This window comes from Paenibacillus sp. KS-LC4, from assembly GCF_036894955.1.
Taxonomy (GTDB): Bacteria; Bacillota; Bacilli; order Paenibacillales; family Paenibacillaceae; genus Pristimantibacillus.
Genome location: NZ_CP145905.1, coordinates 5,353,943 through 5,367,584 on the forward strand (window position 1 = coordinate 5,353,943; position 13,642 = coordinate 5,367,584).

The 13,642-nt window shown below is 49.5% G+C and carries 11 protein-coding genes; 2 read left to right on the plus strand and 9 right to left on the minus strand.

Annotated features, from left to right (window positions below):
- Nucleotides 1-3: 3 nt before the first annotated feature.
- From V5J77_RS22700 to V5J77_RS22740, 9 genes are all read right to left on the minus strand, one after another.
- Nucleotides 4-1,317: a glycosyltransferase gene (locus tag V5J77_RS22700; RefSeq protein ID WP_338553110.1), complete on the minus strand. Its 1,314-nt coding sequence runs from the start codon at nucleotides 1,315-1,317 to the stop codon at nucleotides 4-6.
- Complete coding sequence (locus V5J77_RS22705; protein WP_338553111.1) at nucleotides 1,310-2,593, minus strand: glycosyltransferase; 1,284 nt, start codon at nucleotides 2,591-2,593, stop codon at nucleotides 1,310-1,312. Before V5J77_RS22705 ends, V5J77_RS22700 begins: the two co-directional genes overlap by 8 nt.
- Nucleotides 2,499-3,965: an O-antigen ligase family protein gene (locus tag V5J77_RS22710; protein ID WP_338553112.1), complete on the minus strand. Its 1,467-nt coding sequence runs from the start codon at nucleotides 3,963-3,965 to the stop codon at nucleotides 2,499-2,501. The genes V5J77_RS22705 and V5J77_RS22710 overlap by 95 nt, the downstream gene beginning before the upstream one ends.
- Nucleotides 3,966-3,969: 4 nt before the next feature.
- Entirely contained in the window at nucleotides 3,970-5,109 is a 1,140-nt protein-coding gene (locus tag V5J77_RS22715; protein WP_338553113.1) for a glycosyltransferase family 4 protein, read from the minus strand.
- 124 nt (nucleotides 5,110-5,233) lie between these two features.
- Nucleotides 5,234-5,824, minus strand: a complete 591-nt coding sequence (locus V5J77_RS22720; RefSeq protein WP_338557006.1) for a sugar transferase — start codon at nucleotides 5,822-5,824, stop codon at nucleotides 5,234-5,236.
- A 71-nt stretch (nucleotides 5,825-5,895) separates the two neighbouring features.
- A complete protein-coding gene (gene galU / locus V5J77_RS22725; RefSeq protein ID WP_338557009.1) occupies nucleotides 5,896-6,813 on the minus strand; it encodes a UTP--glucose-1-phosphate uridylyltransferase GalU in 918 nt (305 codons plus the stop codon).
- Between the two features lie 748 nt (nucleotides 6,814-7,561).
- Complete coding sequence (locus tag V5J77_RS22730) at nucleotides 7,562-8,239, minus strand: CpsD/CapB family tyrosine-protein kinase (protein ID WP_338553114.1); 678 nt, start codon at nucleotides 8,237-8,239, stop codon at nucleotides 7,562-7,564.
- Nucleotides 8,220-8,972, minus strand: a complete 753-nt coding sequence (locus V5J77_RS22735) for a Wzz/FepE/Etk N-terminal domain-containing protein (RefSeq protein ID WP_338553115.1) — start codon at nucleotides 8,970-8,972, stop codon at nucleotides 8,220-8,222. The genes V5J77_RS22730 and V5J77_RS22735 overlap by 20 nt, the downstream gene beginning before the upstream one ends.
- A 368-nt stretch (nucleotides 8,973-9,340) precedes the next feature.
- Nucleotides 9,341-9,787, minus strand: coding sequence for a hypothetical protein (locus V5J77_RS22740; RefSeq protein WP_338553116.1), 447 nt, complete (start codon nucleotides 9,785-9,787; stop codon nucleotides 9,341-9,343).
- Between the two features lie 954 nt (nucleotides 9,788-10,741).
- On the opposite strand from V5J77_RS22740, the gene V5J77_RS22745 reads away from it, so the two are divergent.
- Together V5J77_RS22745 and V5J77_RS22750 are read left to right on the plus strand one after the other, a co-directional pair.
- Nucleotides 10,742-12,556, plus strand: coding sequence for an HSP90 family protein (locus V5J77_RS22745; RefSeq protein ID WP_338553117.1), 1,815 nt, complete (start codon nucleotides 10,742-10,744; stop codon nucleotides 12,554-12,556).
- Nucleotides 12,557-12,585: 29 nt separating this feature from the next.
- Entirely contained in the window at nucleotides 12,586-13,641 is a 1,056-nt protein-coding gene (locus tag V5J77_RS22750; protein WP_338553118.1) for a hypothetical protein, read from the plus strand.
- The last annotated feature ends 1 nt before the right edge of the window (nucleotide 13,642 follow it).

Here is a 13,642-nt window from a genome sequence, read left to right on the forward strand (position 1 = left end):
CAGCTACACCTTGCTGCCCACGCTTTGAGCGGCTTTGCTAGTTTTGCCGCTCGTTTTGCTGCTTCTCGGCGTGGCAGTTGCGCTCAGCGCCGATGCTTCTGGCAGGCCCGCTGTCCGCAGCGCCTCAGGTGTGCCTGCACCTTTGATATGCGCCTCCACGACGGCAAGCATCGTATCCATGCGCGATTCCCAGTCATGCTTTTTCGCTTCAGCGACGCGGTCCATGATCAACTGCTCGTAATTGCCAAGCAGCCGCTCATTCAGCGCCAGCCCCAGTTGCTTGTCGAAGGCAGCGGCATCTGCTGCAACATAGCAGTAGGAATAATAATCCCGAACCGCTGGCAGCGGCGTCATGACAACCGGCTTGCCTGCTGATAAATATTCAAAAAATTTCATCGGAAACATATTCGTCGTATATTCGTTAATGACGTTTGGCAGCAGGCAGGCATCGAAGCCCTTCAAATAACCCGGCAGCTCGCCGTACGGCTTCGGCCCGATCAAATGAATGTTCGGCGTCTGGCCAAGTCGATCTGCATCGGTCCATGGATCACCCTCCCCTACCTGTCCAATGAACACAAAATGCACATGAGGGTTGCGGGACGCGACCTTTTCGATCAATGCCAAATCCAGCTTGTAGCCGCTAATAGCTCCAATGAAGCCGACCTTGGGGCCCTTCATCTGCAAAAGCTCCGTGGGAATGTCCGTATCCGGCGACAGCGCCTTGTTAAAATGATTGAATTCCGCTACATTCGGGCTGTAGTAGGTGCTTTCGTTAATCGCCCTGCGAGTCTCATACAAATTGGGAGCGGTAGCAAACACGACATCAACCTCCGCCACCAGCCGTGCTTCCTGCTCCTTAATAATTTGCTCGGGCATGCCGGGCTGCGCGGAAATTTCATCTACACAGTGGTAAACCGACAGCTGCTCGCGCATATTCAGCAGCGGCTGCGTCAGCGGATTGTAGGTCCACAGCACATAATCCTCCATCCCAAGCCTCCGGGCAAAATGCTTTACATATTGCCGGACAATAAAAAAGTTCAGCTTCCGAACGAAGCTGAACCGCTGATAAGGGATGACGATTGGAGACCATACCCATAGATTTGTTTTTTTGTGCTGCAGCCCGCTAAAAAATTGACTGAGCCGCTTTAGGATGCGCTTCATATCCTTGCCATTGCTTGATGGCTTGCGGAGGCCGAGCGAATTCAGATACAGCACCTGATGTCCGCGGCCCGCAAGCCTGTCGGCAATATGCTGCTTATTCGTCCAGAAGGGGTTATCCCAATCGGCGGTTGACACAATAATAAATGGCTTAGACATGCTGCTTCTCTCCAATATATTGTTTATAGAGCTGCTCCAGCTTCTCCGTCTGCAAGCGCAAATCGAACTGCTGCTCAACAAAGGCGCGGCCATTTTGCCCAATGGCAACGCGCAGCGGCTGGCTGGCTACAAGCATATCGAGCTTTTCCTCCAGCTCCTCGGCGCTGCGCTCCTCGACCAAATAGCCGGTTTTGCCATTTTGCACCGCATCCTTAATCCCACCGCTGCTGGTTGCAACTACGGGAAGTCCTGTTCCTGACGCCTCCAGTATGACCATCCCAAGCCCCTCCTGATCGCCATCCTTCGCCGTTACGCTCGGCAAGCAGAAAATATCCGAATCGCTGAGCCGCCGCAGCACCTCCTGGTGGGGAATGCTGCCGAGGAACGTAATTCGCCCGCTCCCGGCTCCCGTTGCAGCAAGCTCGGTCAGCTCCTGCCTCAGCGGTCCGTCTCCGGCAATGACGAGGCGCACATGCTTGCGCCGGGCTGCCAATCGGTGGAATGCTTCAATTAAATAGGCGATGCCCTTCTTCTCGGTCAACCGGCCAACGGTCATAATCGTAATCGTCTCACGCTCCGGTGCCTCTCGATAAAAAACCTTATTCAAGTCGATGCCGATGTAATGGATTTTGATTTTTTGCTCGGGCACCCCATGCGCTATCAGCTTCTGCTTAATATGGTTCGATACGGCAAGAAACAACGTCGCGTCCCGCACAAGCCGCTTAAACTTCACATAATAGACGAGCCAGGAAAGCGGCCCAGGCATCAGCTTCGGAAGCCGTGTAATATCGTACCCGTGAAACGTGGCAAACAGCGGAATGCCGCGCTCCTTGCAGACGGGAACCGCATATACCGCATCTACCCCGAAGTGGGCATGCACAAGCTCAATATCACGCTGCTCAACGATTCGATTAATATGGCGGGTCGAGGTCAATGTCAGCGTGTAAAGCAGCTTCGTCAGCTTCTTCTGAAGCGACGAGCCTGCTGCACCCACAATCGTATTGATGCTCCATTGATTAGGGAATTTATCGCGATTCGCGACCTCCCGGGTAATGACCTCCACCTGCACATTCCGATATTGATTCAGCTGCTCATAAATAAACGTTTCCGATGCAGGCAAAAAGGTATTTCTCAGTACGCCAATCCTCATCATTTCCCTCCAACTTCTGCCGTCTGCAGCTTCAAAGCCCGCTCCTGAACCGCTTGCCCTTGCCGCTCCACGCCTGATTTCCGCTCTTCCCTCTAATATCGTTGCCGCCTTGCGCTTCATCGCCATCCTCGCGCTGCTCGTACAAAATAAGCCCCGCAACAAAGAAAAACACCGAAGCGACCCGCAGATCATGCAGAAAAAAATTATCAAACATCCCTTGCACGATAACGAATAGCGCTGCCCCTGCTACACAGCTGTCAAGCGCCGAGCCCGTGCAATAATAACGGCGTATGCCGCGCCACAAAATACCGAAAAGCAGCAAAATGAGGGCAATCAGTCCGAACAAGCCGCTCCACGTCCACATAATGACAAACAAATTATGCGGCGGGTATTTGCTGCTGAAGCCAACTGTCGCTGCGTAAAAAGGAAAAATTCGCTCCCAGCCGCCATAGCCAAGGCCCAGCAGCGGATGCTCGGCAAAATTTTGGATGGTAAACTTCCAAATATAAGCCCGGGGATCGCCCTCAATCGCATCGGCATTCAGCCTGCTCGTTAAATTCGTAATAATGTCGCCTGTAACGATAAAAGGAATGATCGCTGCGGGTATGACAAGCAGCAGCGACAGCTTGAGCAGCTTTTGCACGCGGAACCGGATGCACACATAAGCCAGCACCACAATGCCAAGCGCGAGCACACCAGCTCGTGATTGCGTCGCCAGCATAGCTCCTAAATAAATGAAGCAGATGCCGAGCTGCAGGAGGCTGCCCTTGCGAAGCAGCAGCGATAGCGCAATACAAAGCATTATGCCAAAAAAAACTGAAGCCACATTCGTATTCACGAATAAGGTTCCCGCTTTAAAAGGGTCCAATATGTTAGCTTTAATATCTACATTAATTAACGCCGCCAGCGTATTCGGCTCGATTAAGAAGCTCGCGAGCTTCGACCTTAAAAATTGCAGCTCCTGGTCAGGCGCAATAATAAAATAAATGTTCAGCACGCCAATCGGCAAATACACATGCTGAATACCGCGCAGCGTCTGCTCAGCGGAGAGCCCGCGAGCCCGGTAATAGTAGCCCGCAAGCAAAGCGAGCAGACCTATGCTGGAATAGGCAATCAGCTTAAAGCCGAGTACCCGATCCGGGGCATAAATAAGGCCCACCGCCATCGCGATAAGCACGGCGACATAATATTTAACAAGCCGCTGTGTACGAAAATAATACATCAGCTTTCCTTGCGACGCTGAGCGAAGCAGAAGCATAACCAGCACGAGACTCGACAGCGTTACCGAAACCGCAAGCGGCAAATACAGCTGGTAGGCCAGCAGCGCCGGGATGACGACATAATAAATAGCGCCCTTCCTAACCGCGACATAAGCGAGCGCTCCAGCAGCAACGAACAGCAGCACGTAAACATGCTGCACGGAAGCGAGGCATATAACGCCCATTGACAGCAGCATTGCAACATAAAGCGCCAGCTTGTTCGGCAAACGGGCAAGCATCGAGCTAGGCCTGCACTTTCATCGGATTAAACCGTTCATTAAAGCTGCCGCTGACAATGCTGGAAATGTGGTACAAAAACGCCTCCACCGAAAACTGCTGGGCGTTCTGGCGGCAGTTCGCATCCGTCATCATCCAGGAAAGCAGCTCAAACTGCCGTACCGCATTAATGACTGAATCCGCATCCTGCCTCTCAAAAAATAAGCCGGTAGGATTGTTGTCGCCCAGCCCTTTGACGATATCCTGAGCTCCGCCCTTGCCGTAGGCAATAACTGGCGTTCCCGCTGCCTGTGCTTCGACCATGCTAATGCCAAAGTCCTCTTCACCTGCAAAAATAAAAGCTTTGGCTTGCTGCATATGCTTGAGCAGCACGGCATTCGGCTGGTAGCCGAGCAGCTTGACGTTCGGCGTTGCCAGCTGCTTCAGCGTCTTCATCTCCGGGCCGTCGCCAATGACGATCAGCTCCTTGTCCGGCATTTTGGCGAAGGCCTCGACGACCAGATCAATCCGCTTATACGGCACAAGCCGCGAGGCGGTAAAATAATACTCCTTCCGATCCTGATTGGAATGATTGCCGAACGCCTTCACTTCAACCGGCGGATATACGACCTGTGCCTGACGGCGATAAATTTTGTGAATGCGCCGGGCGATATAAGACGAGTTCGCAAGAAACACGTCCACCCCGTTCGCTGTCCGCACATCCCACATCCGTATTTGGTGCAGCAGCAGCTTGGATGCGAGCTGCTTTAGCTTGCCAAGCTCGCTTAAATATTGATGCTGCAAATCCCAAGCATAACGAATCGGGGTATGCACATAGGAAATATGAATTTGATCAGGCCCCGTAATAATGCCCTTCGCGACCGCATGCGAGCTGGAAATGATAACATCATAGCCAGAGAGGTCAAACTGCTCGACCGCAAGCGGCATAAGAGGAAGATAGGTTTTGTACATTTTTTTCGCAAAGGGCAGCTGCTGGATAAAAGTTGTCATTGGCTTTTTCCCCTTCAGCATATGGCGGTCCTTCTCCTCCAGAAAATCAATGACACAGAACAGGTCCGCGTCAGGGTAAATATTCAGCAGTTGTTCCACTACCTTCTCTGAGCCTGCATAGGTTACCAGCCATTCATGAACGATAGCGACTCTCATAGGGCAAACTCCTTTGTCTTATGGCAGAAAGGGGAATGCTTCGTGAAAAGGATGGTCTCCCGCCGCTACCGCTCCTCCAACCACCCTTTTCACTCCGCAAATCCTTTTTTCCATTTTTTTGTTTTCAATAAGCGCCTTTGCGCAGCAGCACAATAATGACTGTGCGATACAATATTTTCAGATCCAGCCATACGGACTGGTTGTAGACGTAAAACAGCTCCAGATCGACGCGCTCAGGATACCCAACATCGCTGCGGCCGCTCACCTGCCAATACCCCGTTACTCCCGGCTTAACCGATAGGAAGGGCACTGCCTTCTCTCCATATTCCTTCAGCTCGTCACGCACGATCGGGCGCGGTCCTACCAGGCTCATCTCGCCCTTCAGCACATTGATGAGCTGGGGAAGCTCGTCCAGGCTTGTTTTACGCAGGAAGCTGCCGATTTTCGTGACGCGCGGGTCCTCGGATGGATCAAGCTTGTAGCTGTTGTCGATGTATTTTTTGTACAATACCGGGTCGGCGCGCAGCCGCTGCTCGGCATCATGCAGCATGGAACGAAACTTAATAATACTGAACGTATTGCCCTTATGTCCGATACGCTTCTGCTTGAAAAAAACCGTCCCCTTCGGATCGCTGATCTTAATGAGCAATGCGACGAGCATGAACACTGGCAGCAGAAATATAATTCCCGCAAGCGAGCAAACGACATCAATCATCCGCTTCGCTGCGGCTTGCAGCGAGAGAGTCAGCGTGCGGGCTTCCGACTTGTATTGCGGCCGATTTACACTCATACGCTATCCCTCCTCATTGCTTGCAACTGGCTGGCCTGCTGCTGCTCGACAATTTCCTCAAGCGCCGTCATCAGCGGAAGCTTAAGCTCCTTATTACGCAAAGCGAAGTCAATCGTCGTTAAAATAAAGCCAAGCTTCTCTCCGACATCGTAACGTTTGCCTTCAAAATCATAAGCAAAAACGCCTTCGCTTTCATTCAGCTTTTGAATCGCATCTGTCAATTGAATTTCATCGCCCGCGCCCTTCTCTTGCAGCTCCAGAAAATCAAAAATGTCCGGCGTCAGCACATAACGACCCATAATCGCCAAATTGGAAGGGGCATGTCCAGGCTTCGGCTTCTCGACGAAACGGTTAACCTGCACGAGCCGGCTGCCTTCAACATCCATCCCAACCGGATCAACAATGCCGTAACGCTGTGTCTGATCGACCGATACAGTCTGAACGCCGATGACCGATTTGCCCGTCGCATCATATTGTTCAATGAGCTGTCTTGTGCAGGGCACCTCGGATTCTACTATGTCATCGCCGAGCAGGACGGCGAATGGCTCGTTGCCAATAAATTTGCGGGCGCACCATACCGCATGTCCGAGCCCTTTCGCTTCTTTTTGACGAATATAATGGATCGTTACATTGGAGGAACGCTGCACCGCTTGCAGCAGCTCCAGCTTACCTTTCTCAATCAACGTATGCTCCAGCTCAAATGCGATATCAAAATGATCCTCAATGGCCCGCTTCCCTTTGCCTGTTACGATAATAATGTCTTCGATACCGGATGCGATGGCTTCTTCGACGATGTATTGAATCGTCGGCTTGTCGACAATCGGCAGCATCTCCTTCGGCATTGCTTTCGTTGCAGGCAAGAAGCGCGTTCCAAGTCCAGCTGCAGGAATAATTGCTTTTGTCACTTTTTTCATCATCCATCACCCTATCCTTCTTCGATTTTTTTAATTCATGTTGGAAGCAGTTCATGGGAGTTAAAAGTTCCAGCTATACTCTCGTGTGCCCGGCTCCTCTCCTATACATGATCGTATAGCTCGAACTTCTAAATGCTTTCACTCCTTGTCGCCCGTTTTTCTGCACATAATCATGGTGGAGGAGAGTGGTGAAAGGGAGTCGGCGCTGCGTGAAAGGTTCGGATTATGATCGCCCCTTTCACCCAAACTCCTCACAAATAAATTAAAGGGCATCTAACCCCTCCTCACCCCACACCACCGACGCTCAACGTCTAAGGCCGCTTACGGCCCACAGCATGATCGAGTGCCTCCAGTGATAAAGGTGCAGGAGACATTACCCAAGCAAAAACGAATTCATCGTCCTTCTGGGACGTACGAAAAGCTTTGTCGAAGAATTCTAAGCGGATATAATTGTGAAACTTATTAATTCTTATATTTTCAAAAAAACAAATCGCTAGCCGTTTTTTGTAGCGCTTCACTTACGGTTTAAAAATAGTGATGAAAATGGCGGAGCGGAATGAAAGGCTTGGACTGGAGAAGCGTAGCGTTCGTTTTTACCCTTGCATTCCCCCCTATTAGGGGGCTTATTCGAGGAATGCAAGGGTAATGGCGATCGGAAGCCAAGCCTTTCATGCAGTGGAGCCTTTTTCATTCACGCTTTTAAAGCCCCAATCAAGAGATTACAAATACTCAAAGCGCAGCCTCACCCTCACTGATAGTAATATAAATACCCTTCCGAGCTGCTCCGCTTGATTTTATTGAGCACTACCCCTAAAATCCTCGCTTTCACATGCTCCAGGCTCGCCTTCGCTTTAATCGCGGCTTCCTTCTTTACGGTGCCTGAATCAATAACGAGGACGACGCCGTCGGACTTGGATGCTACAATTTGTGCATCCGTTACGACCATGATCGGCGGGGTATCGACAATGATTATGTCGTAATGCTCCTTCATTTTTCCCAGCAGCTGGTCCATTCGCTTGGATGCCAGCATCTCCGAAGGATTCGGCGGAACGGGTCCTGCTGGTAAAAGGCTAAGTCCGCTCACCGAGGTGGTCTGGATCGCAGTCTCCCATTCCTTCTGATTGCTCAGCACCGAGGTTAAGCCAACCTGATTGGATACCCGGAACAGCTGATGCTGCGTCGGCTTGCGCATATCGGCATCAATCAGCAGCACCTTCTTGTTCGACTGGGCATAGGTGACGGCAATGTTCGCCGAGGTTGTGCTTTTCCCTTCATTCATCTTCGTGGAGGTGACCATCAGAATGCGAATTTCTTCCTCTAGGTTAGAGAAATCAATATTCGTTCTAAGAATGCGATAAGCCTCCGATATCGGCGACTTGGGGTTCGTTTCCGTAATGAGCGGCCAATCAGGCTTCGAACGTGACATTATTTTTCCCCCTCATCGGTTGGTCTATGGAATTGTCCTTGTGCTTGCCTAGATCAGCCTCGCGGATTTTCGGAATGAGCGACAGCGTCGGCAAGCCAAGCACCGCCTGAATGTCTTCCTCTGTCTTAATCGTATCGTCTAGATAATCAAGGAGCAGTGCGAATCCAATGCCTACCAGCATAGAGAGTGCAATCGCAATTGCAATATTAATCGTTGGCTTAGGCGATACAGGTGGCGGCGTGAGCGTATGGTCGGCTTCGTATAAAATGGATACATTATCAACCTGCATCAAGCTCGGCAGCTCCTGCATGAACACCTCCGATACTGCATTCGCAATGTTCGCCGCCCGGCGGTAAGAGGAATCCTTTGCAGTGACCGACATCACCTGCGTATCGTTCACTGAGGTTACGCTAATCCTCTCAATCAGCTCACCCGCTGTAAGTCCAAGCTCAGGATGCTCCAGAGCAACCTTGCCCATCACCCTTGGCGTTCTTATAATTTCCTTGTACGTCTTCACCAGCTGAATGTTGGAGTTGATTGTGCTTAAATCCAGCTTGGCGATTATATCGTTCTGACTGCCTGTCTGATTAACGATCAGCTTGGTCGACGCCTCATATTCCGGCTGTTGAAAATAATAAGAATAGATGCCTGTAGCTGTCCCCGCCATGCAGATGAGCGCTGTTATCAACCAAATTCTTTTTTTCACAACATGCCAATATTGTTTTAATTCCAATGCATATACCTCCACGAAAAAATGTTATTCAAAACGCGACCTATTAAATAAAAAAAAGAGGCGCTTACCCTTTTCGCCGCCCAGCTGCCCGGCCCCTATATGCCATTTTCAGCATGGGGTGAGCAGCCATTTTTCACCTTGCTCTATCGTTCAACAGTGTTATCCTTTTACGAAATTACTCGGTATGAGCTTTTTCGACTTGATTATATTCATAAAGAATAACTTTTTCAAGATGTTTTAAAAATTAATTTTCTGAATTTTCAAAACATTAATTTAAAATATAGAGAAGCTTTATAGTTTTCCTCATTCCTTCTCTATACTTCTACGCGAAACGGCAGCTTTGCCGCCAGTAGCTGGCTTACGGCTGTTTACGCTTGCATAGAGGCCCTTTTCACCAGCCGGCGCTCCGATAAAAATTGCTGAAATGAGCCACCTTCAAGGACGTAATCCATCATATCTTCAAACGTGCCATTAATTCCTTTTTTACGCAGCAGCAGCGTCAGCAATTCCGCTAAATCAATACGGGGCCTCGCCTCAGAGGGCATATATTGCCTTTCTTCATAATCGAATGCCAGCTCCTGCTTAATCGGATATTGCGCCATAAGCAGCCATTCCGTCAGACTTTTTTCTGCGCATTTTTCTGGTTCGGGTGCAAACATAGGGTCGTCCGCAAGCTTTTTGAAAAAGGCCTTCGCCTTTAAGGCCCGCTGCTTTCGCTGCATAAGCTCGTGAAGATCATCAGTAATTTGTTCGGGCTGCTTGCCCATAACGCCGTAATCATCCACCCGTCTGAGTGATTGTTGATTCGTTACCATCCTAATCCCTCCACCTCTTTTTTGAACATATAAGCAGGCAACCTATCCAATGTGCTCTTTTTAGTGTGTCGTATATTACGCGTATTGAATAATTATAAAAGAAGAAAAACGAAAAGAATGTCAGTTTGTGTCGAATTAAATAAATTGATCATTTAGCCCATTAACTGCCCCACGCGTCCTATATCCAATTTGAGTAATTGTTCGAGGTATTGTATAACCGTGCTTTATTGTCTACAAAAGGCCCTTTTCCATATAGGTACAGCGGTTAAGCTGCATGACGCAAAATGAGAACTTTATGGCGTCTTAGCGTCGCCATAAACAGCTCTTGCTTCGCAGGCAAACGGCAGCGAAGCATGTCAGATTATTTTATAGGCGCCGTGCGGTTTGACGGCGTTTTTGACCTTTGCTTTATTTTCAGAAAAATGAACAAAAAAACGCTTGCACTCTGAACCAATGTTCTGAGCTTTGCAAGCGTTCTAAGGTTTCAATACTCTATTCCATAATGCCTGATTCCATAGCCGCATAAGGCTAGTTAATTAGTTTGAATAATAACCAAATGAAGAGAATCCAGAAGGGCAGCGCGAGAAGAATGCCGTTCAATATCCCAACTTTAAGGCTTCCTTTGCGAAAGAACATGGTATGCCGCCTCCTTCTATTATACTGTATAGTTTTATTATACCCCATTCCTTTCCTCCTATACCGATCCAATAAGCATGCGTGACAAATTGGAAGCTTTAGATAGTCGTGAAGGGTATAGGCGTCTGGACCGCATGACTCATTATTTTAAAATGCTTCTGCTCTACGACTGCCAATGTTTGAAGGACAGAAATTTAGGGTATAAGCTTATGGGCCATTCGGCTCATTATGCTATAAATATTGGATTGCAAGTATGGAAAATAGTAGAATAGTTAGGTAGATGCAAACTAAAATCCTTCTATAATAAAGGAGAATCCGATGAGCAACGAACAAGAATATCGCTTTCAGGTAAATTTAAGCGGAATGATAAATATACTTTCCAACCATTTATATAGCAGTCCTAATGTTTATTTGCGTGAGCTACTGCAAAACGCGACGGACGCTATTACAGCACGCGGACAGCTTGAGCCTGGTTTCACTGGAAACGTGACGGTAGAAATAGCAGGCAGCGGCAGTGGGGCAACAATGACGGTTGAAGACAACGGCGTAGGGCTGACCGAGGAAGACATTCATCAGTTTCTAGCCATGATTGGACACTCCTCCAAGGTCGGTCACAATTTTATTGCAAAAGAGACCTCATTTATCGGCCGCTTCGGCATCGGTCTGCTGTCCTGCTTTATGGTCAGCGACGAAATTGTCGTTCTGACCCAGTCGGTGAAGGGCGGACCGTCCATGGAATGGCGCGGCAAACCGGATGGAACGTATACGATTCGCCAGCTAAGCACCAAGCTATCGCCGGGAACGAAAATTTATTTGCGCTGCAAGCCAGACAGCGAGCCTTATTACGAGCCGCAAATGGTTGAGGAGCTATTGTTCTATTATGGCGCTCTGCTGCCCTATCCGGTTAAACTTCATGCCAATGGAGACGCAAAGACGATTAATGAATCGCGGCCGGACTGGATTATGCAGCCAGAGCTGGCGCGTGGACGCCGCCGTGAGGTGCTTGCCTTTGGCGAAAAGCTGTTAGGCGAGCCGATGCAGGATTTCATTCCGCTTCAGACAGCGAATGGCAGAACGGGCGGCATCGCTTTTATTTTGCCGCATAGCGTGAATCTGAACGCCCGCCGCACCCATAAAGTGTATTTAAAGCAAATGCTCGTGTCCGACAAAGCGGAAAATATTTTACCGGAATGGGCCTTTTTCGTCAAATGCTTGATTTGGACCGATGAGCTTCAGCCGACGGCGTCCCGCGAGCATTTTTATGAGGATGAACGGCTAGAAACGGTGCGCGAGGAGCTTGGGCAAGCGATCCGCAATGAGCTTATGCGCATAGGCGACTACGAGCCTGACCGATTGAAACGCATCATTGAGCTGCATGCTTTGTCGATGAAGGCGCTAGCTGCGCAGGATGAGGATTTTCTGCAAACGATATATCGCTGGCTAACCTTCGAAAGCACATACGGAGAACGAACATTCGGTGAGCTGCTTGCCGATAATAAAAAATTATTTTATACCGCGTCTGTTGATGAATATCGTCAAATTACCCATGTTGCCGCAGCACAATCAATGCTCGTCCTCAATGGAGGCTATATTTATAACCATGAATTGCTTGAGCGCCTGTCGATGCTTCTTCCCGAGCTGGATATGGAAAGGCTGCTGCCGGAAGATGTATCGCTGTCCTTCGAGGATTTGACAAGCGAGGAGCGCAATCAATATTATGAGCGCATTCGTCTTGCCGACGGTGCTTTGCAGCGCTTCCGCTGTCAAATTCAGCTTAAACGCTTTGCCCCGGCAGAGCTTCCGGCTCTCTATACGCTATCGAAGGAATCGTCGTCGCTGCGCTCCTTGGAGAAAGCGAAGGAGAACAGCTCTGACCTGCTCGCTTCTGTACTCGGCAATCTGGGCACAAGCTTTACGGAGTCCGCTTATTCGACGCTTTATTTTAACTTAAACAATCCGCTCGTGCACAAAATATTCAACAGTGCCGACGGCCTAATGTTCACGACCGCTGTGGAAATGCTTTATACGAACGCCTTGCTGATGGGGCACTATCCCATGACTCGCCAGGAGCTCGGCGTGCTCGGCCAAGGGATGGTTAAATTTATGGATTGGGGACTTTCCTCGAACACATAGACGCAGGATGCACAAGGAGGAATCGAAAAATGGAGCATACTTTTGAGGATTTAATGGATCAGGCCTATGGTCTGCCCCCTGGAGCCGCTAAGCTGGAGGTGCTGGAGGCAGCAGTAAGAATGGCAGATGCAGAAGGCGATATTGAAAATGCCTATGAAGCGAGAGGCGAAATTGTGGAGACCGCTATTTTTCACGGGTATCCGCTAAAAGCGATTATCGCCTTCTCTTGGCAGCTAGGGCAATGCGACCAAGATCCTGAGGATTTCGATAGCAGCGATTTGATGTGGTCCTACAAATGGATCGTCGGCAACATTTCAAACTTTCCAGAAGTACCCATGACGCAAATTCAGGAGCTTGTCGAGGATTTAGGCAAACGCTATAAGGAGCACGGCTACAGCCGCCGCACTTATTTATATTACCGCTCTCGCCTTGCCTTAAGCCATGGACGGCTGGAGGAAGCAAAGGATTTTCTTGAGCAGATGATGAAGGTAGAACGGGACTATATGACCGATTGCATCGCCTGTGAACAAAATCATATCGTCGAGCTTTATGCGCAGCTAGGCGAGGATGAGCAAGCATTAAAGGCGGCAGAGCCGATTTTATCGGGCAAAATGACTTGTGCCGAGGTGCCTCATATTACGCTGCCGCATCTGCTTTTTCCTTTGCTGCGCCAAGGCTCCCACACGGAAGCTCAAAAGCTCCATACGAAGGGCTATCGTCTGGTTAAAGGTAAGCGCGATCTGCTTGATAGCGTCGCCCAGCATATTCATTATTTGACGGAAGTAAACCCAGCGAAGGCGGTCGAGGTCGTCGAGCTGCATTTGGCATTTATTTTAGACCATGAAAATCCTTATGAGGTAATGCGGTTTAATCTATTCACAGCGCGGCTGCTCAAGAAGCTAGTTAACGAAGGCTCTGATGTGAAGCTCCGTCTGCCAGCCTCCTTCCTCGCAGCGCATGCGGATATGAGCCTCCCAGCGCTTGCTGCTCACTTTGAAGCTCTCGCCCTATCGGCGGCACAACGCTTTGATACGCGCAATGGCAATGATTATTATAGTAAAAAAGCCGCTAGCTTGCTCATTTAAA